The sequence below is a fragment of the Paenibacillus algicola genome, from assembly GCF_005577435.1.
GTDB classification, from domain to species: Bacteria; Bacillota; Bacilli; order Paenibacillales; family Paenibacillaceae; genus Paenibacillus_AQ; species Paenibacillus_AQ algicola.
In genome coordinates this window covers 1,482,788-1,508,817 of the sequence record NZ_CP040396.1, presented here as the reverse complement: position 1 = coordinate 1,508,817, position 26,030 = coordinate 1,482,788, and the positions used below count along the sequence as shown (strand labels likewise).

Annotated in this window: 22 protein-coding genes; 4 read left to right on the top strand and 18 right to left on the bottom strand. The window is 50.6% G+C overall.

The features are described from left to right. Window positions 1-169 precede the first annotated feature (169 nt). Window positions 170-1,855 (top strand): dihydroxy-acid dehydratase, encoded by a 1,686-nt coding sequence (ilvD, locus tag E6C60_RS06695; protein ID WP_138225147.1) that lies wholly within the window; start codon window positions 170-172, stop codon window positions 1,853-1,855. A 255-nt stretch (window positions 1,856-2,110) separates the two neighbouring features. Here ilvD and E6C60_RS06690 read toward each other — a convergent pair whose 3' ends face one another. Beyond that, window positions 2,111-3,481: a polysaccharide deacetylase family protein gene (locus tag E6C60_RS06690; protein WP_138225146.1), complete on the bottom strand. Its 1,371-nt coding sequence runs from the start codon at window positions 3,479-3,481 to the stop codon at window positions 2,111-2,113. 136 nt (window positions 3,482-3,617) lie between these two features. Here E6C60_RS06690 and E6C60_RS06685 point away from each other — a divergent pair, with 136 nt between their 5' ends. Together E6C60_RS06685 and E6C60_RS06680 are read left to right on the top strand one after the other, a co-directional pair. Then, a complete protein-coding gene (locus E6C60_RS06685) occupies window positions 3,618-4,805 on the top strand; it encodes an AI-2E family transporter (protein ID WP_138225145.1) in 1,188 nt (395 codons plus the stop codon). Between the two features lie 28 nt (window positions 4,806-4,833). Continuing rightward, a complete protein-coding gene (locus tag E6C60_RS06680) occupies window positions 4,834-5,466 on the top strand; it encodes an HAD-IA family hydrolase (RefSeq protein WP_138225144.1) in 633 nt (210 codons plus the stop codon). Between the two features lie 37 nt (window positions 5,467-5,503). Here the strand turns inward: E6C60_RS06680 and E6C60_RS06675 are convergent, their stop codons facing one another. The 15 genes from E6C60_RS06675 to cymR all read right to left on the bottom strand — a co-directional run bounded on the left by E6C60_RS06675 (window position 5,504) and on the right by cymR (window position 21,541). Continuing rightward, window positions 5,504-7,270, bottom strand: coding sequence for a peptidoglycan D,D-transpeptidase FtsI family protein (locus E6C60_RS06675; RefSeq protein ID WP_138225143.1), 1,767 nt, complete (start codon window positions 7,268-7,270; stop codon window positions 5,504-5,506). Between the two features lie 156 nt (window positions 7,271-7,426). Beyond that, a complete protein-coding gene (locus E6C60_RS06670) occupies window positions 7,427-9,589 on the bottom strand; it encodes a methyl-accepting chemotaxis protein (RefSeq protein WP_138227667.1) in 2,163 nt (720 codons plus the stop codon). Between the two features lie 271 nt (window positions 9,590-9,860). After that, window positions 9,861-11,183 (bottom strand): peptidase U32 family protein, encoded by a 1,323-nt coding sequence (locus tag E6C60_RS06665; RefSeq protein WP_175415400.1) that lies wholly within the window; start codon window positions 11,181-11,183, stop codon window positions 9,861-9,863. Window positions 11,184-11,241: 58 nt separating this feature from the next. Next, window positions 11,242-12,174, bottom strand: coding sequence for a peptidase U32 family protein (locus E6C60_RS06660; RefSeq protein ID WP_138225141.1), 933 nt, complete (start codon window positions 12,172-12,174; stop codon window positions 11,242-11,244). 12 nt (window positions 12,175-12,186) lie between these two features. Next, window positions 12,187-13,233, bottom strand: a complete 1,047-nt coding sequence (gene mltG / locus E6C60_RS06655; RefSeq protein ID WP_138225140.1) for an endolytic transglycosylase MltG — start codon at window positions 13,231-13,233, stop codon at window positions 12,187-12,189. 108 nt (window positions 13,234-13,341) lie between these two features. After that, window positions 13,342-13,653, bottom strand: coding sequence for a DUF1292 domain-containing protein (locus tag E6C60_RS06650; RefSeq protein ID WP_138225139.1), 312 nt, complete (start codon window positions 13,651-13,653; stop codon window positions 13,342-13,344). Then, on the bottom strand, window positions 13,646-13,954 hold the full coding sequence (locus E6C60_RS06645) for a DUF1292 domain-containing protein (RefSeq protein WP_138225138.1): 309 nt from the start codon (window positions 13,952-13,954) through the stop codon (window positions 13,646-13,648). Before E6C60_RS06645 ends, E6C60_RS06650 begins: the two co-directional genes overlap by 8 nt. A gap of 17 nt (window positions 13,955-13,971) precedes the next feature. Further along, window positions 13,972-14,382, bottom strand: coding sequence for a Holliday junction resolvase RuvX (gene ruvX, locus E6C60_RS06640; protein ID WP_138225137.1), 411 nt, complete (start codon window positions 14,380-14,382; stop codon window positions 13,972-13,974). Between the two features lie 10 nt (window positions 14,383-14,392). Continuing rightward, a complete protein-coding gene (locus tag E6C60_RS06635; protein WP_138225136.1) occupies window positions 14,393-14,653 on the bottom strand; it encodes an IreB family regulatory phosphoprotein in 261 nt (86 codons plus the stop codon). A 164-nt stretch (window positions 14,654-14,817) separates the two neighbouring features. Then, window positions 14,818-17,442, bottom strand: a complete 2,625-nt coding sequence (gene alaS, locus E6C60_RS06630) for an alanine--tRNA ligase (RefSeq protein WP_138225135.1) — start codon at window positions 17,440-17,442, stop codon at window positions 14,818-14,820. A 436-nt stretch (window positions 17,443-17,878) separates the two neighbouring features. Further along, window positions 17,879-18,943, bottom strand: a complete 1,065-nt coding sequence (locus E6C60_RS06625) for an AI-2E family transporter (RefSeq protein ID WP_138225134.1) — start codon at window positions 18,941-18,943, stop codon at window positions 17,879-17,881. Between the two features lie 150 nt (window positions 18,944-19,093). Continuing rightward, complete coding sequence (locus tag E6C60_RS06620; protein ID WP_175415399.1) at window positions 19,094-19,303, bottom strand: hypothetical protein; 210 nt, start codon at window positions 19,301-19,303, stop codon at window positions 19,094-19,096. Between the two features lie 14 nt (window positions 19,304-19,317). Further along, window positions 19,318-19,839 (bottom strand): PRC-barrel domain-containing protein, encoded by a 522-nt coding sequence (locus E6C60_RS06615; RefSeq protein WP_138225132.1) that lies wholly within the window; start codon window positions 19,837-19,839, stop codon window positions 19,318-19,320. Window positions 19,840-19,964: 125 nt separating this feature from the next. After that, window positions 19,965-21,110: a cysteine desulfurase family protein gene (locus E6C60_RS06610; RefSeq protein ID WP_138225131.1), complete on the bottom strand. Its 1,146-nt coding sequence runs from the start codon at window positions 21,108-21,110 to the stop codon at window positions 19,965-19,967. An 11-nt stretch (window positions 21,111-21,121) separates the two neighbouring features. Continuing rightward, a complete protein-coding gene (gene cymR, locus E6C60_RS06605) occupies window positions 21,122-21,541 on the bottom strand; it encodes a cysteine metabolism transcriptional regulator CymR (protein ID WP_138225130.1) in 420 nt (139 codons plus the stop codon). Between the two features lie 278 nt (window positions 21,542-21,819). Here cymR and mnmA point away from each other — a divergent pair, with 278 nt between their 5' ends. Then, entirely contained in the window at window positions 21,820-22,929 is a 1,110-nt protein-coding gene (gene mnmA, locus E6C60_RS06600) for a tRNA 2-thiouridine(34) synthase MnmA (RefSeq protein ID WP_138225129.1), read from the top strand. A gap of 262 nt (window positions 22,930-23,191) precedes the next feature. Here mnmA and E6C60_RS06595 read toward each other — a convergent pair whose 3' ends face one another. After that, window positions 23,192-24,190, bottom strand: a complete 999-nt coding sequence (locus E6C60_RS06595; RefSeq protein ID WP_138225128.1) for a hypothetical protein — start codon at window positions 24,188-24,190, stop codon at window positions 23,192-23,194. Window positions 24,191-24,283: 93 nt separating this feature from the next. Next, window positions 24,284-25,993, bottom strand: a complete 1,710-nt coding sequence (locus tag E6C60_RS06590; RefSeq protein ID WP_217496389.1) for a sensor histidine kinase — start codon at window positions 25,991-25,993, stop codon at window positions 24,284-24,286. Window positions 25,994-26,030: the final 37 nt, after the last annotated feature.

Genomic DNA, 26,030 nt, shown 5'->3' with positions numbered 1-26,030 from the left:
AGCAACCCCTGCCCGCGCTGGAATGACAGGTAGAAAAACATGACTTTTTATGATAGACTCTGTTAAATGATATCAATTATCGTTTGTCACCCGGCTGCTTTGCCGGTAAGCCGCGCTAAAGCGCGTGACCATCATACATTTTAATAGGACATGGGGGGAACAAGGCATCATGAAAGCTAAAAAAATGCGTTCAGACATGATCAAAAAAGGCTTTGACCGGGCCCCGCACCGCAGTCTTCTGCGTGCCGCCGGCGTGAAAGAGGAAGATTTCGGTAAACCGTTCATCGCGGTCTGCAACTCTTATATCGATATTGTACCGGGCCATGTGCATCTGCAGGAATTCGGCAAAATCGTTAAAGAAGCCATCCGCGAAGCGGGCGGAGTTCCGTTTGAGTTTAACACCATCGGTGTTGACGACGGAATCGCCATGGGACATATCGGTATGCGCTACTCTCTGCCAAGCCGGGAAATCATTGCCGATTCCCTGGAAACCGTCGTTTCCGCACACTGGTTTGACGGCATGGTATGTATTCCCAACTGTGACAAAATCACGCCAGGCATGCTGATGGGAACGCTTCGCGTTAACATCCCGACCATCGTCGTCAGCGGCGGTCCGATGAAAGCCGGCGTAGACAGTAAGGGACGCAAGCTCTCCCTGACCTCCGTATTTGAGGGCGTAGGCGCTCACCAGGTCGGCAAGATTAACGACGAAGAGCTGCTGGAGCTGGAGCAGTACGGCTGCCCGACCTGCGGATCTTGCTCGGGCATGTTCACAGCGAACTCTATGAACTGTCTCTCCGAGGCACTTGGCCTTGCCCTGCCAGGTAACGGAACCATTCTCGCGGTAGCTGAAGAGCGTAAGGAATTTGTAAGACAATCCGCACGCCAGCTGATGAATCTGATCGAGATGGACCTGAAGCCGCGCGACATCGTAACCCGCGAAGCGATCGATAATGCTTTTGCGCTGGATATGGCGATGGGCGGCTCCACCAACACAGTACTGCACACACTGGCTCTGGCGCATGAAGCCGGCATCGATTACCCGCTGGAGCGTATCAATGAAGTAGCTAACCGGGTACCGCATATTTCAAAGCTGGCCCCGGCCTCTGACTATTTCATCGAGGATGTCCATCTGGCAGGCGGCGTTAGCGCTGTACTGAACGAGCTCCTGAAGAAGCCGGACGCCTTGTTCGGCGACTGCATTACTGTGTCGGGCAAGACGCTGGCCGAGAACGTTGCAGGCTGTGAGATTCAGGACAAGAACGTAATTCACCCGATTGATCAGCCCTACTCCGAGCGCGGCGGCCTCGCTGTGCTTTACGGCAATCTGGCTCCGGAAGGCTCCATCATTAAAGTCGGCGCCGTTGACCCTTCCGTCGGCGGATACCATCGCGGTCCTGCCATTTGCTTTGATTCCCAGGAGGAAGCGCTGGAAGGCATCGCAAACGGCAAAGTTTCGGAAGGTATGGTCGTTGTCATCCGCTACGAAGGTCCTAAAGGCGGACCGGGTATGCCGGAAATGCTGGCTCCAACCTCGCAGATTGCAGGTATGGGACTGGGTGCCAAGGTCGGCCTGATCACGGACGGCCGCTTCTCGGGCGCATCCCGCGGCATCAGCATCGGACATATTTCTCCGGAGGCTGCTGAAGGCGGACCGATCGCTTTTGTTGAGAACGGAGATATTATCGAGCTGGATCTGGAGAAGCGCACCATTCAGCTGGAGGTTAGTGACGAGGAGATGGCGAAGCGCCGTGCCGACTGGAAGGGCTTTGAGCCGAAGGTCAAGACCGGCTACCTGGCTCGCTACTCCAAGCTCGTAACCAACGCCAGCAGCGGCGGTATCATGAAGATCTAACAATAATAAGAAGAAGCTGTCCCATAATAGATTCTTATTTAACGAGGCAGCCCATTTAAGTGAAAGAGGAAGTAACTTATAAAGACATGGTGGAGTCAGGGAGATTAGCCCGGCACCGCCATGTCTTTATTTGGTTTGTATTCAATAAATCTTTGGAGTGGCAGCAGCGTACGCGGAGCATCTCGCAACAACAAACGAGGCTATCCCGCAAGATCCTGGATCTTTAGGGACAGCCCCTGGGTGCATAAATTTTATTTAGGAGGACAGCTCCTTCGCGGTACTGCCCACAGACAGCTCACCAAGACCGGTCTCGACAGAAGATCTTCGGGAACGAAGTTCCCGTGGGGCATAACGGCTGATCAGGACCTCCACCGGCATCATCAGCATCCGCGGCTCCATGCGCCGGCTGCCTTCCTTGAGCCGCGATTGACCCTTGGGATGAATGACAGACAGGAGCAGCTTCAGATACACCCGGGTAGAGCTGGCAAACAGCCCGGAGGGCAAATCCTGAAGATGAAATCCGAATTGCTCCGGTCCTCGGGTAATCATCGTGACCCCGTACAGACCTTTCACGTTTCGATATTCAGGCTTGTCGAGCACCCGCTGTGCAATGGTTGGCAGGTCCTTCTGAACCGCACGGATCATTTGAATCGCAATCTGCATCTCGTTCCGGGCATGTCTGCCGATATCAAACAGCTTCTGATTATCGAAATGAAGCTCCAGCACCTCATCCCCCTTCACAAGTCGTAAGCCATCCTGTGTTACCATGTCCTGTCCTTGGTAGGAGGTCAAGCGATAATGCAGCATAGGGTCCGACGGATTCGCCGTTTTCAGGCGAAATACAACATGAAACAGCTTCTCCCATAGCAGCCACACTGCTACAGCCATTCGTTTCGGTAAGGACAGCTTCATTGAAGACGACATCCTCTCATGAGTAATCATTTCGTCGATCCGAACGCTTCTCAGGCCTTCACGCTCTGCTTCTGACAGCACCCGGTCCAGTGCCAGCAGCATCTGCTCCGGCGCCTGTACATCTGCACCCATCGTATTTCCGCAATCGTGAAGGAGCATCACTTCCCCTGCTCTCAGCTTGCGCCGCATTCTGTGGGTCAGCTTGTCAGCACCGACGCTGCTTCTCCAGTCTCCGTACATCGAGGACCAGAGAATGATACGGTAACCGCTGTTTTTGGCAAAATCAAATAGATTCACAATGCCCCAGGGAGGACGGTAATACACCGGCCGCTCACCCGTAATGCCGAAAATGATATCATCCGTGCGCTTGAGCTGCATGCGGACCGTCTTGGGCCTCATGAGCCAGTTGGATTTGTGAACATAGTTATGAATACCAATCAGATGTCCCTCATCATGAATGCGCTTGATAATTTCTGGATGGGACTCTGCATGAGAGCCGACCACAAAAAAGGTGGCCTTCATATTGTAGCGCTTCAGCAAATCCAGAAGCTGAGGTGTATATACCGGATCAGGTCCATCGTCAAAGGTCAAGGCAAACTCGCCTTCCACCGTCCCTCTCCGAAATACACGATAACCGAAAAAACGGGTGATAATCCCGGGAATGAAGGCATAAAAAGAAGAAATGTAAAACAACCAGAGCAGCACTGTCTGCATGCCAATTTCCCCGCTTTTCTGTTTACTTTGGCATTACACTCCTGTTATTTTATCATAGGCCAAAAAGAAATAGGCGTTTTTTTAACAATTCATGTACAATGAAGTCATTATGTTGAAAGGAGCGTTTGACTAAACTATGCTTCCCTTGTACAAAAAATACTGGAGGACTTTTTTTGATATCGGAATGATTGTCCTCACTGTATATCTGGTCATGTTTGTGTTCAGCAAACTGTACCAAATTGCGGCTCCCGTTTTTTTATCCTTCCTTGTGTTCTGGATGATCGAGCCGATTGCACGTTTTTTTCACCGCCGCGGCATGAAGAAAACCTTCGCTTCCGCCCTCGCGGTTCTCATCTTCCTGCTGATTATTGTCGCTCTGCTATTCGGCGCCGGCGCGATCATCGTCTCGCAATTGATGCAGCTTGAGAAGAATTTACCGCTCTATACCTCCATGCTGCAGGAACAGTTCGCAGCCCTGCTGAGCTTCCTTCAGGTCAAGCTGGCGGCACTGCCTCCGGATGTGACCGAGAGCTTGAACAGCTATTTTCAGGATATTACCAACTTTGCAAAAAATGCTGCCCAAGGACTGTTTTTATACATCATCGGCTTTATGGGCTCTTTCACGACCTTTATTGCTAACTTCGGGATTGCCATTATACTGGCGTACTTTCTTAGCACGGAGATCGGAAGCTGGCGCAAAATCGCCAGTGACAAAACGCCGCGAACGATCAAAAATGCCATTCTGTTTCTTAAAAATCACGTCTTCGGAGCCATCGGCGCTTATTTGAAGGCGCAGCTGAAGCTGATCAGCATTACATTTGTGATGGCTTACATAGGCCTGCTTATCTTAGGGACTGGCAATGCGCTGTCTATTGCCCTCATCAGTGCCGTGTTTGATTTTCTCCCATTGCTTGGCGTCCCGGTCATATTCATCCCCTGGATCCTTTATCTGTTTCTCGTGGGCAAGGCCAGCCTTGCGGTGGGCCTGATTGTACTGCTGGTCATCATTATGGTAACCCGTCAGCTGCTGGAGCCCAAGATTGCCGGTCAATCGATCGGGGTCACCTCCGCCTTCCTGATGCTGTCCTTTATGATCATCTCTCTGTCCATCTTCGGCATTGCCGGCTTGATCATGACACCCATCTTGATTATTTTGCTAAAAGAGCTGCTGGAGCAAGGATATTTGCAGCGCTGGATCCATCTGCCTAAGGAGGAGTTTGAGGTTTCTCCATTTGCGATGCAGAAGGAAGACTCTGCCGTACATAGCTCCGCTGGAGCAAAGCAGCCCTCAGAATCCCCATCCTCAGACCATACTCCGTTGTGATCTCATTACCAAGGAGGGCGGGCGCATCATGAAGCCATACTGGATATTCGACTTTGACGGCACACTTGTGCAATCCAAGGATCTGGCGGTACAAATATTTAACGAGCTGTCTCAAAAACATGGCGGCAGACTCATCAAAGACGAAGAAATAGCTACACTTGCTGCGATGTCTATACCAGACCGACTAAAAGCCTTGAAAGTCCCGATGTACAAACTACCGGCGCTCCTTGTTGAAGGGCGGATCGAGTATAAGAAGGCCCTTCTTTCTCTAGAGCCTGTGGCTGGAATTCAGCATGCTTTGCACCAACTGAAAGCAAAGGGCTGCAAGCTGGGCATTATATCTTCTAATTCGGTAGAGAACATCAGGCTTTTTATCGATCACCATGGACTCCAGGATTTTGACTTTATTCATTCCGCCTCTAATCTGTTCGGGAAGCATAAAGCCATTATCCGTTTAGCCAAAAAGCACAGCCTTCACGTAAGCGACATCCTGTATATTGGCGATGAGCTGCGAGATATCGAAGCCTGCCATCAAATCAACGTAGCGGTGGTCGCTGCAGCCTGGGGATGGGACTCCCCGGAGCTGCTGGAGTCCGCCGCGCCGGACTTCCTTTGCCATTCACCCTTGGAATTATCCACATTAATGTCACAGAGAACCTGATCTCCTGGCTGCAGCCATCGCTATTGCCTCTTCGCGTTTACTTGCTGGCTGACAGCATATTCATCACTTTGCCGAACAACTCTGTAGCCCGGTGGCGCGAGCCGGGCTTCTGGTTCTTCAGCAGTACACTAACTGCGTATCGCGGAGCCTCGATCGGCCCGTACCCGGTAAACCATTGATGGTTCGCAGCGGCTCCATGATGCAATACCTCCGCAGTGCCGGACTTGCCGGCCAGTCTCCAGGCGGCACCCTGCTTCAATGCCGAGCCGGTCCCCTTCTGCACGACCTTTTCCATCCATGTCAGCAAGATAGACGTCGTCTTCGGCGACAGGCTCTTCTCGGGTCGCAGTCGCTGCACCGGCCAAAGCTGTAGCTCTTGTCCATTATCGTAGGACACCCGGTTTACCATTCGAGGGCGAAAGCCTTGTCCTTGGTTCAGCAAAGTAACGATCATATTGGAGGCCTGCAGCGGTGTCATCATGACATCTCTTTGACCGATTGCCGTCTGCACCCTAACCCCCTCATCCTCAGCCGCTTCAAGGTCTGCGAAGACGCTGCCGCTTTCTTCATGATCCAGAGGCCTTATCTCCGGAACACCCAGGACATTGGAGGCTTGCCAGCCCAGTACGCGCCCCACACCCAGCTGCTGTGCAGCGAGCTGAAATTGTGCTGGAGACAGCCGCTGTCCCAGCTCGGCGAACACGACATTACATGACTGGGCGAACGCATCTTCAAGCGTCAGCCTGCCATGACCGTGTTTTTTCCAGCAGGAAAGGCCGTACCTGCCATATTCTCCGCTGCAATGAAACACTTCTTTCGGGGTACTGATCCCTGCTTCCAAGGCGGCAGCAGCCGTTACAATTTTAAAAATAGAGCCCGGCGCTGCTCCCTGCAGCGCTTTATTTTCCCACTGTCCCTCTGCGGGGTGAATCCGCTCGGGATTGTAGAAGGGGCTTGAAACCATGGCTACCACATCTCCGTTATGTACATCCTGAACGACAATTGCACCTTCTGAAGCACCGGCTTCAGACATCAAGTGCTCAACTTCTTTTTGAATGGAGAGATCTATGGTCGTCGTGAACCGGAGTGGATAATACGGGTTGAGATTCGCCTTCACCATAGGTGTAAGCTCTGGAATGACCTGATTATGTCCGTCTACGCTAAAGTAGACTACGGTGGGCGATAAGCTGTTCAGGAGAGGATCCAAGGCTTTCTCCAAGCCGCTGCCGCCCGTGATGCCATCGTATTGACCATAACGCTGGGTTTCCTTCCGCTGCCCCGATATATATCCAAGCCACTGCATTCCGCTTTCCTTATCCTCGTATCTTCGCTCATACGGGTACACCTTTAGCTGCGTCAGCCCCAAAGCAGAGAGCGCATCTCGCTGCTCGGGTCTCAAGGCCACTGGAATTCGACCTTCTCCGTGCCACAGCACCGGCTCCTTTAAACTGGACCAGATCTCAGCCAGCTGATCAGGCTTCGTGTCCAGAATGACTGCCACGTCCTTCAGCGTGGCGGGTTGAAATACATTCCAATCCGTCACTGGAAAGAGGACAGCGGTCCAGATCAGCTTCCCGGTTAGCGGAACTCCGTGACGATCGTGAAAATGTCCTCTTCCGCTGTCCAGCACCACGCCTCTCTCATGCTGAAGCCTTGCGGCTTCCATCAGGGTATGCTGCGTAGCTGGAACCGGATGACCCTTCAGCCAGATTTGGATAAAGGCCAGACGGCCGATGAACAGCACAAGCACGCAGGCCACCAGAAGCCATCCGTAGTACATCCGGCGGCGTGAAATCTCTCGCATTGTAAGTCCCTCCTGAAGCATGACATCATCATATTTATGATTTCCACAGTGGCCTTGAAACACACCTGCCTGTGGATATTCATCTTACAATGACGACAAAAAAAGCCCGTCCGCAAGTGGCTGCACATCTTGCGGACGGACCTGTTATTGATAGTTCTAGAGGGTGAAGCGGGAAAGTGTCTCTTTCAGCTCATTGGACACATTCTCAAGCTTCTCCGACAGATCGACCAGCTGATTGCTGACGCTCTGCTGCTCGCTGCTCAAGGAAGCAACCTCCTCGGAGGTCGCCGAGGATTCCTCGGCTACGGCGCTGACGTTCCCCATCGCCTCAGACAGCACGACCTGAGATTGGTTCAAGCCATCAATCGAATCCGTGACAGAATCCAGACGTGCGATAAAGTCTACCATCTGCTGCTGCACAGACTCAAAAATCTCATTCGTTTCCTTCACCGAATCCATTTGAGCCTTAAACAGCGGGTTGGCGTCAAGAAGCACCTGAACCGTTTCATTCATTTCTTTCATAATCTTCTCGGTAATCTGACTGACCATATCAATGGACTGCCTGGACTGATCGGCAAGCTGGCGGATTTCATCCGCGACGACCATGAAGCCGCGTCCTGCCGCTCCAGCGCGGGCTGCTTCAATGGTTGCATTCAGGGAGAGAATATTCGTCTGCTTCGTAATATTCTGCAGAACCTCCAGCACCTTCACGACGGAAGACGTCGTTTCTTTCAGTCCATCCACCTTCTTCATCATGGAACGGGTCATGTCTTCTGTTTCATGCGTCCGGTTCAGCAGATCATTGAGATGCTTCGTTCCACGTTCGCTAGAGCTTTCCACATGGCGTGCCGCCTTGCTCATCTCTTCGTTTGCGGTGACCACCACATGCATCTGATCGGAAATATTGCTCGTCAAGTCGCTGCCGCGCTCGGCCTCCACTGCGAGGCTGCTTGCGCCGTTCGCAATCTCCTCCGTAGCTACTGCAATTTCTTTCGCTGACAGCGCCGTTTTCTTGGATGCATCGCTCAATGCTGCAGCCGTGCTCAGCACATCCTGCGCGGTACTGCTGGTCTGGCGGACCAGACCGGTAATTTGGCCCATCATCTCGTTAAAGCTGGCTGACAGCTGGCCGATTTCGTCTTTCGACTGATGATCTGTGCGTACATTGAGGTTGCCCTTCGCGCCTTCTCTCATCAGCATGCTGAGCTTGCCCAGCGGCCTTGCAATCATATGAACCATCCACATGCCAATCAGAATCGCAATGATAATAACGATCACAACCGCCAGATTCGTAATGAACAGAATCCGCTTGGCATCCTTGGTCAGGAGCTCTGTTGGAATCGCGCCGACCACGGTCCAGCCGTTAACATTCAAATCGTCATAAACGGCGAGAATATCATTGCCGTTAGGGTCTTCTTCTACCGTACTGCCGGAACGTCCTTCCCGGTTCTCACTGCTCATAAAGGTCCACTTCGAATCTTCGCCCAGCTCCGAGGTTTCATTGGATGAGACTACCTTTAGTTCCGGGTTCAGTAACTGGATTCTGCCGCCATCCCCAAGGTCAATGCCCTTTAGCTGTTTGTTGAGGACGTCTGCATGCAGCTCAATGACAAAGATATACACTTGGCTGAAGTCATGCATGGATCCTAAAGAGCGGGCCATGGAGAAATACGGAGAATCGGTTTCCGTCCTTGTCGGCAGCCACATCGTTTTCTTCTCTTTCAACAGCTCCTCAACCCAAGGCTCAGCCGTAATCTGCTCCGTAGATCTGGACATAATTCCAGCAGAGAAAATTTTATTTTTCTTTGGCGGAATAATGTAAATAGCCTTAATATTGGAGTCCGCCGTAATTTCATTGTTCAGCTTCTCCCGAATCTTCTTTTCCAGCGCAAACATATCATAATCAGAGCCGCCTGCAGTATACTCGGTCAGCATAGCCTGCAATTCACTGTCGTATGAGCTCAGATTCTGATAGTTGGACAAAATAATATCCAGCTTATCTGAGGTCTGAATGATGGTCTGCTGGTTTGCATCCGCTGCATTGCTCTGAATAATGTTCTTGGCCATGGTGTAGGAGATCTGTCCTAACGTCACCACAAATAACACAATCGTAATAAAGAAAATCAAAAACAACCGGATACCTACCGATTTCGCAGGGTTCCATTCAAAGCCTTGCTTCTTTCCGCTCACTCCGGACATCATGCCGGAAGCCTGGGACTTTCCCACACCTTCTGCCTTGGTGTTCTTTGCTGCTGCTTTGCGTTCTTTTGCTTTTTTCTCTTTCTTGGGCTTCATCTTCTTCTGATCTGATTCGTCCATTGTATCACCCACCACATGTCGTATTGTCACAGCAAAGCCGGATTGAATATCCTCTTCAGGCTTCCAATCCCGAATCACGAATGACTTCCTTACTAGTTATTTCGACAGAAAGGCACAGAAATCTTTGGGTATGAGGGTTAAAATAATCCAAAAGACCCAGTTTCAAATCTAAAAAAAAGGAACCCGCCATCCTAAAAGGACTTTGGGTTCACATAAACATGTAAGCTTTGAAGGTTTTCATTAGAAATAAAGAAGCGATATCATGAAGCCGCTATTTTCGCTTCCGCATCATATCAAATGGCTTGACGGGATGATCTACCTTCATGCGGATCCGCTGCAGCGGATGCCTTGCGGCATCCAGCGCTTGTCCTGCTTCATCCTTCAGCTGTCCAACCGTTTGCTTGAAAAAAGTGCCTTCCGGCCCGAAAAATTCAATATGCTGTCCCGGCTTGAAATGGTTTCGCTGCTGAATCACAGCCTCACCGGTTGTGACATCATAGTCCATGACGAGGCCCGCAAAGTCATAAGGCGCTGCCTTCTCCTCCGGTTCATAAATATGGTCCTCATGATCCGGCGTATCGTAGAAAAAGCCGGTGTTCAGCGGCCGGTTTGCAGCCTTGTTTAACTCTTCCAGCCATTCCGGCTTCAATACATAGTTCTCAGGATCTTCCATATAAGCATCAATGGCCTGCCGATACACATTCACGACCGTTGCCACATAATGTATCGATTTCATGCGTCCCTCGATCTTGAAGCTGTCAATTCCCGCCTCAATCAAATCCGGAATATGCTCCAGCATGCACAGATCCTTGGAACCCATTGTAAAAGCATGATCCTCTTTCTGAAAGAGCGGGATTGAAGTAATGCCTGGCTTAAAGGCTGCAGGGGCCGAAGCTGGCGGCTGCAGCCCTGACGGCAACGAGGATGCCGCTTCGTCCCGTCCATCCTCAAACAGATCGTACTTCCAGCGGCAGGACTGGCAGCAGCCTCCCCGATTGGAATCACGGTCCGTGAAATGGTTAGAGAGGACGCAGCGTCCCGAATACGACGAGCACATGGCACCGTGCACAAACGCTTCAATTTCAATATCGACGTGATTTTTAATCTCGGCAATTTCTTGCAGGCTGGTCTCTCGTCCCAATACGACGCGCGGCAGTCCCTCTTCCTTCCAGAACTGCACTGCTTGCCAATTCAAGGTAGACTGCTGTGTGCTCAAATGCACCTCCAGGCCAGGGACAACACGCTGCGCAATCTCGATAATTGCAGGATCTGCCGCAATGATTGCAGCAATTCCTGCCTCATACAGATTGCGAAGATAGTCCTCAATGCCCTCAATATCCTCGTTATGGGCGTAAATATTAGCAGCCACGAATACCTTGGCGCCATATTTTCGGGCGAACTCTACGCCTTCCTTCATTTCCTCAAACGTAAAGTTGTCCGCATTCGAGCGCAGACCATACTTCTGTCCACCAATATATACAGCATCCGCCCCGTAGTGGACGGCAAATTTCAGCTTCTCCAGATTACCCGCCGGTGCCAGCAGCTCCGGCTTATCCAGGCGGTGGCGTTGTCCCTTATACACAGGCTGTGCCATAGCTTCCAAGATGCTCACTCCTTGCTTGATGTGTTTCAATGTCTTTGATAGACACCTGTTAATATACCTGCTCTTTATAGAAGAACCCGAATGACAGCTCACGCTCTGGATCCTGCACGCGGCGAATGTCCTCCATCCACTGCTCCTGATACTCATATTGCTCCGGATTTGCCATATAAGCGTCAATGGCCTTGCGATACGTTCGCAGCACGATTTCATTATAGGTGCAAGGCTTCAGCAGCGTCTCCACCTTCAAGCTGTGAATCCCGGCCTGCAGCAGCAGATGCAGATCCTCCAGAATACAAATATCATCCGAGCTCATGATATGGGTGCCGTTCACGTCTTCATAAATCGGAAACTTCTCTTCCGCCCGTTCTGCTTCCACAAGAAACAAACCCCGGTCTTTCCCCAGGCTGCCTTCAGTTATGGGACGTCCTTGATGAGCCATATAGCTCTTTACGAGGCTTCGCTTGGAATGATAAATATTGGTCATCCCGTGCACCTGAACCTGTGCTTCTATCTCCAGAAGCGGCTTCATTTCCGTAATCTCATCCATGTTGAGCTCCCGGGCAAGAATGATCCGTGATGCTCCTCTCCGGCCCCAGTAGTTCGCTGTGGAGAAGTTGGTAGAGGTCATTTCAGCATTCCAGTAAAGCGCAATGCCCGGTGCGTGAGCCTTCACCGCCTGCAGCACGGAAGGATCATTAAATTCTACAGCATCGACGCCAATGCGTCCCAGCTCTTTTACATATTGTGACATGACCTCAAGCCGATCGTTCGGCATCAGATTGTTCAAGCTTACGTACAGGCGGGCTCCCTGTTCATGGGCAAGCTCTGCAGCCTCCCGAATTTCATTCAGCTCCATACTGCCGGGGAGACGCATGCCGTAGAGATCCTCTCCCACCAGCACCGCATTTGCACCTGCAGCCAGGTATGCCTGCACTTCATGTATCGATCCCGCCGGAGCCAGCAGCTCTGGTGAATAATTCATATGGATGTCCTCCTACTGACCTTGTGCCATATTGTTGCTGATCTCAATATTTTTCAGATGCTCTTGATAAGTCTTGGCAAATAAATGCTCCTGCGTACCGTCCTTCTTCGTCACATAGAACAGATACTCTGACGCTTCAGGCTTCAGCACTGCCTCAATCGAGGCCAGACTCGGGCTGGAGATGGGACCGGGCGGCAGACCCGGATTGCGATACGTATTGTACGGACTCTCCACCTCTAAATCCTTAAACAGCAGCCTCGCTTTGGGCTTGTCCAGCAAATATTGAACCGTGGCATCGATCTCCAGCTTCATGCCTTGCTCCAGCCGGTTATAAATCACTCCTGCTACCAATGCCCGCTCCTGATCGGCCACAACCTCTCGTTCCACGAGGGAAGCGATCGTGAGCAGCTCGTGGATACTGAGCCCTTTTTCCTCTAATAAAGACTCCCAATTCGGGATATCCTCCAATCGCTTCTCCGTTTGGCTCAGCATACCCTGAATAACACTTAGAGCAGTGAGTCCTTCCTTCGGCAGCTCATAGGTTGCAGGGAAGAGATACCCCTCCAGCTGGTGACGCAGCTCAGCCTCTGCCGGTATGCCTTCTACAAGGGAGGAATCCCAGCCGTTGACGGAATCCATAAGCTCCAGCAGCTCCTGCTCCTCAAGGCCCGTAGCTTCAGCAATGGTTTGGGCGGTCTGCCGCACGGTATAGCCCTCCGGGATTGTAAATTTCACCATTTCCTTGGGCTTGACCTCTCCATTGTTCAGCATCGTAATCAGCTCTTGATAGGTCGTTCCCGGAGAAGCCTCGTAGGTGCCCGCCATAAAGCGGCTGCCTTCTTCATTCAGTCTCAAATACCCTTTGAACAAAAGATCATTCTTAATGAGTCCGTTTTCCTCCAGCAGCTCTGCAATCCGGGACGTGCCCGTTCCGGGCTCAATCGTAAATTCTACCGGCTGTCCGCCGCCCTCAACAGGCTGAATTCCATTCCACACATACCATCCTGCCCCTCCAGCAATTAGAAGCAGCAAGAACAGTGTGATGCCCAGTTTCTTCATGAAGCACTCTCCTCCATACCAAAAAGGGCGGACTGCTCCGCCCTTTCCTTAGCTGTTTGAAGCTGGGACATGCCGCGCCGCAGAGGCTAAGCATGACCCGCTCACTTCTTAGTACTCGTCTTCTTCCGGGAAGGTCAGCTCGTCGTACAGCTCCGAGATATTCTCCCATTCCTCGTCATCATCAATGGTTGCCAGCTCTAGACTGCCATCGCCAGCCTTCACGATTCGCAGCACTTCGTATTCTTCATCTTTACGGTCTGGCTGAACCAGAATAGCATAGCCTACCCCGTCCACCTCAAACTCTGCTGCGATGTCGAACACTTCTGTCTGACCGCTCTCATCCTGCAGCTCGACGCTCTCACCAAAAGCTTCTCTCAGCGATTGTGTCCAAACGACCTGCTCCGGAGAATAATTAGTCATCTAACTGGCTCCCGTCCATTTGCTCTACGAGCGTATTGAAGGTTTCTTCCACAATGCTCCATTCCTCGTCATCCTCAATCATATACAGCTTCAGATCGTCCCCGTCTTCCTCGTAGCGGAAGGCATACACCTCATCGCTATCCTCGTCGGCACCTTCCACCGGGACAACCATCATATATTTGGCATCGGAGTCATCCACTTCAAACTTCATGATGACTTCAAACTCTTCCTCATTGCCCTCTTCATCAGGGATATAAATAATTTCCGGTTCATCTTGCATGTTCATTTGTTCATTGGCCATTGTTATCACCCTCACCTTTACCTTTTAGAGTCCAAGTAGTTTTGCAAAATTAAACTTGCAGCCATCTTGTCTATGACTTGCTTGCGTTTTTTGCGGCTGACATCGGCTTCCAGCAGCGTCCGCTCAGCAGATACCGTGGAGAGCCGCTCATCCCAAAGGTGAACGGGCAAGCACAGGGATTCCCGCAGCAGGACTGCGAACTCCATGCAGATTTCACCCCGAGGACCGATGCTGCCATTCATATTCTTGGGCAGCCCGACCACAATTTCACTTACCTCATGCTCTTTTACCAAGGCAGTGATGCGATCCAACCCGGTGTCTTCTCCGCGCCGTTCAATGACTTCGAGCCCTTGTGCTGTCCATCCGAACACATCGCTGAGCGCCACACCGATTCGACGGTCCCCGTAATCCAATCCCATGATCTTCATCCTTGCACTCCTAACGGTGACTGGCTAGGTAGAACCGGACCAGCTCTTCAATCAATTCGTCTCGCTCTTTCTTGCCGATCAGGCTTCTGGCATTGTTGTGCCGCGGTATATAAGCGGGGTCCCCGGAAAGCAAATAACCGACAATCTGATTGATCGGGTTATAATCCTTCTCGGTCAATGCGTCATATACCGACAGCATAATATCCCGGGCGGAAGCCTCCTGCTCATCACCTTTTACATTGAACTTGACTGTCTTATCCATTGAGTCCATGCGTGACACCTACCTTCTTCAAAGAACATGTTGCAGACCATCTTCGTTGAAAAAATATTTACCAGCTTGATCTAGTTCTATCATAACACACACGCCGTCGCCTTTGGAAATGCAGGAGCAAAATTTCAGCGGATTATTCCCGCTGGGATGCAGCAGGCGCCGCATTAAGCGCCCGCTACCAGCTCCTCCGCCCGCTTCAGGGCTGCCTGCAGCTTGGAAGCATCCTTGCCTCCAGCCTGGGCCATATCCGGACGGCCGCCGCCCCCGCCGCCGCAAACCGCAGCTACCTCTTTCACCAATTTGCCCGCATGAAGCCCTTTCTCTACAAGCTCTTTCGGCACGGATACGACAAAGTTCACCTTATCGCCCATAACTGCACCAAGCACAACGACCGTCTCGCTCAGCTTGCTCTTCAGCTCATCCGCTACCGTACGCAAGGCATCCATGCTTCCAGCCTGCACTTCAGCGGCCAGCAGCTTGGTGTTTCCCGCTGTGATAACCTTGTCGCTCAGCTGTCCGGCTTCGATCGCGCTCAGTTTGCCCTGCAGGGATTCATTCTCACGGGAAAGCTCCTTCAGCTGCTGCTGCAGAGCCTCCACCCGCTTCGGCACATCCTGGAGGCTACTCTTCAAAATAGCTGCGGACTGCTTCAGGATATCGACCTGGGATTCCGCAAAATGGTAGGCCGAGCGACCGGTGACAGCCTCAATCCGGCGAACACCCGAGCCAATTCCGCTTTCACCGATCAGCTTGAATATGCCAATTTCAGAGGTGTTCTGGACGTGACAGCCTCCGCATAGCTCCAGACTGTAATCGCCAACCTGAACGACGCGGACCACTTCACCGTACTTCTCGCCGAAGAGGGCCATCGCTCCCATCGCTTTGGCCTCGTCGATGGATTTGTTCTCGATCACTACCGCAGTGCCCTTCCAGATTTGCTCGTTCACGCGGCGCTCGATATCCGCGAGCTCCTCCGGCGTAATGCTGCCAAAGTGAGAAAAGTCAAAACGCAGACGCTGCGGCTCTACAAGAGATCCGGCCTGATTGACATGATCGCCCAGCACTTCCTTCAGCGCTTTATGCAGCAGGTGCGTTGCCGTATGATTCTTCACAATGTCGCGGCGCTTGTCGGAATCCACCTGTGCTTGCACAGCGCCATGAACCTTCAGCTCGCCCGCTTCCACGGTGACCAGATGGACATGCTGACCATGCGGTGCCTTGAACAATCCTTCCACCCGCGCGCGGACGCCTTCGCCTTCCAGAACCCCCTGGTCGCTGACCTGACCGCCGCTCTCGGCATAAAATGGCGTGGCATCCAGAATGACCTGACAGGACTGGCCTTCACCAACCTGCTCCACAAAGCCTTCCTCTGTAACTAGGGCGATGACATTAGCAGCACAAACGGTGTCATTATATCCAATAAATTCACTTTTAACCGTGTAATCGGACAGCACACCGCCCTGCACCTTCATGCTCTCGGTCTCTTGACGGGCACTGCGCGCACGATCGCGCTGTTCCTGCATCGCGGCATCAAAGCCCTCACGGTCTACTGTCAGGCCATGCTCCAGTGCATAATCCTCCGTCAAATCGAACGGGAAGCCATACGTATCATACAGCTTGAACGCATCACTGCCACTGATTTGAGCTTGTCCCTGCTGCTTAGCACGTGCACTGATGTCCGCGAGAATACCTAGTCCGTCTGATAGTGTTCTGTGGAACTGCTCCTCTTCCGTTGCAATGACCTTCTCGATGAACTCGCGCTTCTCCACAACCTCCGGATAATACACGCCCATAATGTCTCCCACAACCGCCGTCAGGCTATACAGGAATGGCTTGTCCAGGCCGATCACCTTGCCGTAGCGAACCGCACGGCGCAGCAGGCGCCGAATCACGTAGCCTCGTCCTTCATTGGAAGGCAGCACCCCGTCACCGACCGCAAACGCCACCGTCCGGATATGATCGGCAATCACCTTGAACGCAACATCGGTTTCTGTGCTGTGGTTGTACTTGACGCCTGCCAGCGCGGCGGTCTGCTGAATAATCGGCTGGAACAGATCAGTATCGAAGTTGGAATCTACATTCTGAAGAATGGAGGCAAAGCGCTCCAGGCCCGCCCCGGTATCAATGTTCTTATTCGGAAGCGGTGTATAGCTGCCATCTTTGTTATGGTTGAACTGGGAGAAGACGAGGTTCCAAACCTCCAGATACCTTTCATTTTCCCCACCCGGGTACAGCTCAGGATCGGAAGCGTCATTTCCGTAAGCTTCGCCGCGGTCATAGAAAATTTCCGTACACGGACCGCAAGGCCCCTCGCCAATATCCCAGAAATTGTCCTCCAGCTTCACAATGCGGCTGGCTGGCAGCCCGATTTTCTCATTCCACAGCTTGTAGGCTTCCTCATCCTCCGGGTAGACCGTAACCGACAGCTTCTCGGGATCAAAGCCGATCCATTTGCGATCCGTCAGAAACTCCCACGCCCATGTAATGACCTCTTCCTTAAAATAATCGCCGATCGAGAAGTTGCCCAGCATTTCAAAAAACGTGTGGTGACGGCGCGTTTTGCCGACATTCTCAATGTCATTGGTCCGGATGCATTTCTGCGAATTCGCAATCCGCGGATTGTCCGGCTTCTCACGCCCGTCAAAGTAGGATTTCAGCGGAGCCATACCGGCGTTAATCCACAGCAGCGACGGGTCGTTGTGCGGTACCAGGGAGGCACTGGGCTCAACCTTATGTCCTTTCTCTGCAAAAAACTCCAGCCATTTGGAGCGGATTTCACTTGCTTTCATGTTCTTCATCCTCCGTTTATTTAGGTTATTAAGGAATAATGGGATATGCCGGGTTTTGAGCATAAAAAAAGCCCCTGAATAGAATCAGGGACGATGTTTATCGCGGTACCACCCTGGTTATCTCCTTGCCTTCCAGCACTTCTTGTCCTTAAGAAGCAAAGCTTCGGACAGGCTAAAAGAGATCGCCTTGTTGCGGCATTAGATAACGGCTGCCAGCCGGTGAGGTTAGGCTCACACTCGGAAATCTGCTTTCGATCAGCGATGCTTTGAAGCTCTTGCACCCAACGCTGCAGCACGCAGCAGGAGCTTCTTCTCTGGTAAAGCATCCGTCAGATCTACTTCTTTCCCTCATCGATTTAGGTCATATGGACTTAATATTTTCAAGTATATCCATGCCCTCTGCTTCTGTCAATGAAGGGCAATCCCTTTTATAGGGTCAGGTTTTCCGGCGAACGGCATAGGCGAAAAAATGCTGTAGCAGCACCTTCATGACCGCAAAGACCGGTACCGCCAAAATCAGTCCCACCATGCCGGCAAGCTGGCCGCCGACGAGAAGCGCAAAGATAATTAACAGCGGATGCATATGAAGCTTTTTGCCGACAACCTGCGGAGAAATCACATTGCCCTCCAGCATCTGACACACAACATTCACCAGGGCCGCCAGCAGCAGCAGCTTCAGTGAAATGGTTGACGCCATCAGCAGGGCCGGAGCCGCACCGAAGAACGGGCCGACGTACGGAACAATGTTAAACAGGGCCACAATGCTGGCAAACAGCAGCGCGTACGGCATTCCGATAAGCATATAGCCGATATATGCCAGCACTCCGATGATCAGGCAGACGATAAACTGCCCCCGAACATAGTTGCCCAGCGCTGTATCAATCTCCCGCAGCATGGTTACAATCGACTTTCTGCGGCTCCGGGGCAAATAAGAAACTGCCGTTCGTTGGAACACTTCGAAATCCTTCAAGATGTAAAAGATCAGAAAAGGTACCACCAGAATGTTAAACAGCACACCGATCGTCGTGCCGATATTGTCCATAAACTGCGAAATACTGCCAGCGACACGGGTTTCCATATGGTACAACCAGCTGTTCATACCCGTGCGAACACCGGGCGGCAGTATTTTGCTGTCTAGGCTGCTCATCAGGCTCTGGGCATGCATCGTAAATTCGGGAAGATGCTCATTGAGCTCCTCCAGCTGACGGATCAGCATCGGAATCATGTTGATGATGATAACGGCCAGGCAGGTCAGAAATACGGCATAAATGAGCAGCACTGCTATGCTTCGAGGCATCTTGCGCTCCGAGAGCAGACAGACGATGGGATTTAACACATAGGATATGATCATGGCAATTAAAAACGGCGCCAGCACGGCCTTTAAGAATCGGTATACGTCCATCAGCATCGGCCGCAGCAGCCATACGAAATATAAAATAATCAGGGAAAGCAGCACCCAGATCAGCAGCCTGAACCATTTGCTTGCACCCAGCTGATCCACAAGACATCCTCTCCTTCCACAGCTTTCAGAAGCCACCTGCCTTGTAAGTATATGTACGAGCCCTGCAAATTATAAAAAAAGAATCACACCCTGTGAGCGCTCATGCGCCATAAGGGTGTGATTCCCGTCATGATTCTATGTAAATCTGCGTCAGTTAGAAGCCTGCATGGGAGGAAAATCCTGCGGATATTCCTCGCCAAAGAACAGATCATCCAGCGAACTGAGCGTTCCATCCTCTTCCACCTGATATACAGACATTTTCTCACCATTGACAGTTAATTCAATAAAGCATCCCCAGCAGTAAAATTGGTGCGAGCCAATCTTACCAATATCCTTGGAATTGCAATTTGGACATTTCAACATCCTAACCTCACCTATCCATTCACAGAATTAATGGCTTTCTCCAGTCGCTGTTCGCTGAGCGGGGGCACCATAACGGCACTTTCTCCAATACTCATCTCCGGGGTGCAAGGCAGCCATCTGCGGCCTTCAATCAAGTCCGATACAAATCCGTCTGAAATTTCGAGTCCTAGTACTTTATTGCCCTGTTCCTGCTCAAAATAAACATCCGAAATGCGTCCGAGCAGCATCCCGTCCTCTGTCAGCACCTGCATCTCTTTCAATTTCCGCCGCCCCAGCAGATAGGTATAGGGTATTTGGTCAGCATCCGTCTTCTCGATCACTTCTTCACTCCGGATCATGACGGCATCCTCTCCATAAGCCTCAATGTTGTCCCATGATACGGTTTTCACATGTGAGGAAAAGAGAGCCTTGCCTTCCAGCTCAAAACCGGTAATATTCCATTGTTCATCTAATATAAAATCGTGGATTTTCCCAATCTCCTTGCCGTTCTCCACGTCGAATACAGCGAGTCCAATCATTTCCTGAAGCTTCATAAGACTTGGATACCTCCTCATCCCTTTACGAATTCGCACGATGATAGCGATGGCCGCTGCTCGTGCTAAGGATGAAATGGACTACTGACACCTCCTGACCCATTTCAAGAGAGAATCCTTGAGGGTTATTTACGCAGCCGTTTCAGGAAGGTTCCAATTTTTTGTGATGTGTACTCCATTTCTTGAGTAGTATTACCCAAACCAAAACTAAAGCGAATCGCGGAGCGATAAACATTTTCAGGAAGGTTCATTGCCAGCAGAACATGTGAAATTTCAAGGGAGCCTGACGTGCAGGCGGAGCCGCTCGCCGCAGCTATGCCTGCCATATCCAGATTCATCAGCATCGTTTCTGTAGGGATGCCCGGGAAGCTGATATTCAGAATATGCGGCATGTAGTGCTCCTCGCTGCCATTGATGATGAACGCTTCTTCGCCGATTTCGGCGCGAAGTCCGGTTAGCAGCGTGCTGCGCAGTTCTTCTGCATGACCCCGGCGTTCGGAAAGGGATGGCACGGCAAGCTCCAGAGCCTTGGCGAAGCCGGCTATGCCCGCCATATTCTCGGTGCCTGCCCGGCGCTTCTTCTCCTGCAGGCCGCCGTGCTGACGCGGTGCCAGGGAAGTTCCTCGGCGATGGACCAGCGCACCGATTCCCTGCGGCCCGTTCACCTTATGTGCGGAGAAGCTCCATAAATTCACCGGCAGCTCCCGGCACGAGATCTCCTCCATCCCCAGCGCCTGAACAGCGTCCGTGTGCATGACAATGCCGCGGCTGCGCGCCAGCTCCCCAATCTCGGCGATAGGCTGAAGCGTGCCCACTTCATTGTTGCCATACATAATCGTAATCAGCGCTGTGTCATCTTGAATGCTTGCTTCTACATCACTTACAGATAACCGTCCTGTATTGTCCACCGGCAGATAAGTTACCTCCCAGCCCTGCCGCTCCAGCTCATGACAGGTGTGGAGCACCGCATGGTGCTCCACAGACGATGTGATGATATGCTTGCCGCGGGCATGATCTGCCGCCAACGTTCCCAGAATAGCCAGGTTGTCGCTCTCTGTACCGCCAGATGTAAAGATCAGCTCATCCGGATCACAGCCGAGCAAGGCTGCAATCCGGTCACGGGAGCCATTCACGATCTTTTTGGCTTCGCGGCCGAAGCCGTGAACGCTGGAAGCATTCCCGAAGTGCCCGGTCATGACGGACATCATCGCCGCTGCGGCCTCCGGGTGCATTGGAGAGGAAGCCGCGTGATCCAAGTAAATTTTGTTCATCCCTGCACCGCCTATATATAGAACATATAATTGTCCGAAGCGGACTGTTCCTGATAGTGAATCATGTTGTCCAGCGTTGTGGAGTCAAGCACCTCGGCAATGCTGTCCCGAATGCGCAGCCACAAATCCCGCTTAGCCGGGTCATCCTCTTCCGTAAAATCGACCGGGGAAATCGGTCCCTCCAGCACGCGGATAATGTCACCGGCCGTTATGCTTTCCGGCTCCCGGGACAAAATATAGCCGCCGTAGGCACCGCGGATGCTCTTGACGAGCCCGGCATTGCGCAGCGGAGCAATGAGCTGCTCCAGATAATGCTCAGACAGCTGATTTTTCTCGGCAATGCTCTTCAGCGAGGTTGGCCCTTCTCCGAACTTGGCCGCCAGCTCCATCATAATCGTCAATCCATATCTGCCTTTTGTTGATATCTTCATTAAGGGGACACCTCTCTACAATGGTTGTTATATGTTTATTTCTTCCTTGATTTCATCGGAAAATGGAAAAGATTTCACACCCTCATTAACATAACCTCTTTATTCCGATCAAATACCTCTGTATATGGTAACATACCATTGCCGTTTGTGGGGAATTTTCAGGAGCTGTTCATCAAATTGTTCACCTGGAGTGGACAAATCATGTCCGTGTAGAGCTGGACAGGTTGTGATAGAATACAGGTATGGGCACAATTCAAATTAGAAAATGGTGATCAACAATGACAGAACAAGCAACCCGCAAGCGGATCGTCGTCGGTATGTCCGGTGGTGTCGATTCTTCCGTGACCGCGCTGCTTCTGAAGCAGCAGGGCTATGAAGTGATCGGTATCTTCATGAAGAACTGGGACGATACTGATGAATTCGGCTATTGTACCGCAGAAGCGGACGCCGAGGACGTACGCCGTGTCTGTGAGCAGCTGGATATCCCGTATTACACCATCAATTTCGAAAAGGAATATTACGATAAAGTATTTTCCTATTTTCTGGATGAATATAAGGCAGGCAGAACCCCGAACCCGGATGTCATGTGCAATCGTGAAATCAAGTTTGGCGAGTTTCTGAACAAGGCTATCGATTTGGGTGCGGATTATGTGGCCACCGGCCACTATGCGCGTGTTGTGGAGAACGACGGAGTGTATTCTCTTCTCCGCGGCGTGGACAGCAATAAAGATCAGACCTACTTCCTGAACGCGCTCAATCAAGAACAGCTGTCCAAAGCGATGTTTCCAATCGGTCATTTGCCGAAGCCGGAGGTTCGCCGCCTCGCAGAGGAAGCAGGACTGTACACGGCCAAGAAGAAAGACAGCACAGGCGTCTGCTTTATTGGCGAGCGCAACTTCAAAGAATTTCTGGGACAATACTTGCCGGCGCAGGGCGGAGATATGGTCGATATTGTGACAGGGGACGTGAAGGGACGGCATGACGGGCTGATGTATTATACGCTAGGTCAGCGCCAGGGCCTCGGCATCGGCGGCTCCGGCTCCGGAGAACCATGGTTCGTGGCCGACAAGAACCTTCAGGATAACATCCTGTACGTCGTTCAAGGTGACCACCCAAGCCTGTATTCTACAGGCCTTGTTGCCTCCGGCCTGAACTGGATTGCAGGGGAAGCGGCTGTGCCCGCCGCGTCATTCACCTGCACCGCCAAATTCCGTTATCGTCAGCCGGACCAGGAGGTTACCGTCACCCGCCGGGAAGACGGGACTGCCCATGTGGCCTTTGCCTCTCCGCAGAAAGCGATCACGCCGGGGCAGGCCGTCGTCTTTTATGACGGAGAAACCTGCTTGGGCGGCGGAACCATTGAATTGTCAGAGAAAATCTCGTATTAACACAAAAGCACGGCCCGCAGATGAACTGCTGGGCCGTGCTTTTGTGTTAAGGATCATTTATTCATGCATCATCTGGGCGTTTTGGTACAAGAGGCAGAATAGATCATCCTTGTCTTTGGGCATATCATTCCCTCCGAAACAACACAGCGTCATAAGCGTCTGATATTACCGATGCAAAAAATCCGCACGATGCTCCCAGCCTTGCCGGGGTTACATTGTACGGATTCTTCACTCCAACTTTAAGAGAAACGCAATTTAGACCTTAGTAATTATTTTTCTGTTGGGTGGAGCCGTTAATGCTGATTGTGCCCTTGGTGTTCTTAACCCCATAAGTACCGGTTTGGATTGTGGCTCCCGTCATCGTAATATTCGCTGTTCCGCCAGATGGGTTTAACTGGAACAGTTTAGCGCCCGGAACCTGAATATCTACATCACTGATCGTGATGTTTTTAGTTGATGTGTTATTATTGTTCAACCAAGTAAATACGGCGAGATTGTAATAGTTGTTCGGACTTTTCCCGACCACCTTGAGGCCTGTAATGGTAGCAGTCACATTCTGATTGTCGTCATCATTCCATCCAAACTGGATGGGTGCGCCATTACGAAGCATGTGGATTTCAACATTTTCAATCGTCATATTGCGGTACAATTTAATGGAATCGTCGCCGGTTTTAATGAAACTGTTCTTGATCGAAGAACCATTAGATCCAATAAAACCGTCACTATTGTTCTGATCTCCACCACGATCATCAATCAGGCTTACACGGTCTGCGTGGATCACTGTTGCAGATCCATACCCTGAAATATGATATCCTCTAGGATTCAGGGTCTTCAGATTTTTGACGTTCAGTGTCGCATTTGACATTAGAGCAATGGCATTATGCTCCCACGGATTCAGTCCGCGATTCTGAGTGTACTTTTGCTCCGGTGTACCATAAATGACCGAGGTGTTCTGGTTTTCCCCCTCAATTGTAGCATTGCCATAGAATTTAAAGGCGCCAGTAACCGTAACATTGCTTTTGATCACTACCTTCTTAACGGTAGTGGGCACGTCGTAATAAAAACCTTGGATGCTTCCTGTTCCTGTGAATGTCAACGTGCCTGTGGATGAATTCCAGGTTAATCCGCCCGAATAATTCAGTCCTCCCGGACCCGTAGCCGCATGAACATTTCCTGTAGCGCTCAACATGGATGCGCTGATCATAGAGAACACGAGGAACAATACGAGTGAATACCGGCTGTTTTTTAACAAAAACATCATTTCACCTCATCCTGTATAATTGAATGCGTTTTCACCGCGGCTGAAAACAACTTCATTATAACCCTCTTCCAAAATCAATATAAAGAGGAAAGATTATGTTTTGGAGGAAAATTGGTTGCTGCTTATAGAATCCTCATCCTTATAGATTGGTAATTTGAGAGTGACTCTGGCTCCATCTGCATAAGATGCATCCACCTCAAGTCCATAAGTATCGCCGTAAGTGAGGCATATCCGTTCGTGCACATTAACCATTCCAAACCCATTGAGGTGCTCTTGATCTTGCTGGAAGGACGTATTCAAACTAGCAGGCTTGAATCCAGGTCCCGTATCTGTTACTTGAATAAAGTATGTATCCCCTTCAGCATAAACTTTAATTGTAATCTGCCCTTCAGGAATACTAGATTCCAATATGCCATGAATTACAGCATTCTCAATAATAGGCTGGAGCGTTAGCTTCGGCAGCATACAGGACAGAAGCGATTCAGGCACGTCTATTGATAAATTGAATGAATGCTCAAACCGGATATTTTGAATTTCTATATAAGCCTCAACATGTTTTAATTCATCCTTGAGACTCACCATATCCCTGCCCTTATTAAGTCCAAGCTTGTAATAGGTTGTCAGCTGCTTCACGGTATGTGATATTTCAGAAACACCATGCTCAGCAGCCATAATATTAATGACATCAAGAGTATTATACAAAAAATGCGGATTAATCTGAGCTTGAAGCGTTCTCAGTTCAGCATGCTTTAGAGCTTTACCAGCTTCGAATTTATCTTTCATCAACCTCTGGATCTGCTCAATCATATAATTATAATTGTCGATCAACTCTCCGACCTCATCCCTGCCGTGATATCCCTGTATGGAGAGAAACCGCCCCTCTGGCAACCCTTTCATTCGCTGGATAAGCTTAGTAATACGCAACGTAGTAAGATTTGCAGTATATAAGGCCATTACATAGCCGATGACAGCAATGATGAGCATAGACCACAGCATTTGTTGGTTAAGCGCTGTGATATTCTTGAGGACACTGTTCATAGGAACAATGGTTGTCAAGTTCCAGGGTGTACCGCGAATACTAGCCTGGTTAACAAGCATCTGCTGATTATCATAAGTGTATGGTTCCCAAGACTGTTCGGGTTCAATTTTGCCGAGAAAGGAGGCCGCTTTGTCGATATCTGGTGTCAAAATCCCGGCTCTTAGTAGGATATGCCCTGGTGAATGCTCCAAGAAAACCTGGCTATCTTGATGAATAATGCTATTTTCAAGTATAGAGAGGACCATCTCCTCTTCTATTTTAATTTTGATAATGCCAACCTGACGGTTTAAATTGTTCAAGTCCCAGATTTTTCTGCTCACACTCAGGTACTTAACTCCGTTTTTAACATTTTGTTCGTTAAACCAGTAGGTGTTTAGTCCTTCACGCTCCATGATCTGGTACCAGTTTTCCTGCCGAGCACTGTAATATGTAAACGTATTTACATTATCAGACGTTTGCTCAAAAGCATCCTTCATATAGAGCTCAAGCCGAAGAGAGAACCGATTCGATTCGTATTCTTGAAGAGTATTCTCAATATAAAAATAATCCGCAATTTGTTGATACAATGTGGAATACTCATTTTTAGACAGAATCGTGTTAATCCCTTTATTAAGACTGACAGAGTTTAATGTCTGATCCATATACTCTGTAATGTGATGCACCCCATTAACGGCCTCATCAAATGCCTGATCTGCATTTACAATAGTCTGATTTCTTAAGATTTCAGCAGCTTGATTGTATGAAATGACCGTGTAGATTCCCAAAGGTAGTACTAGAAACAAAGTAAAGCTAATAACCAGC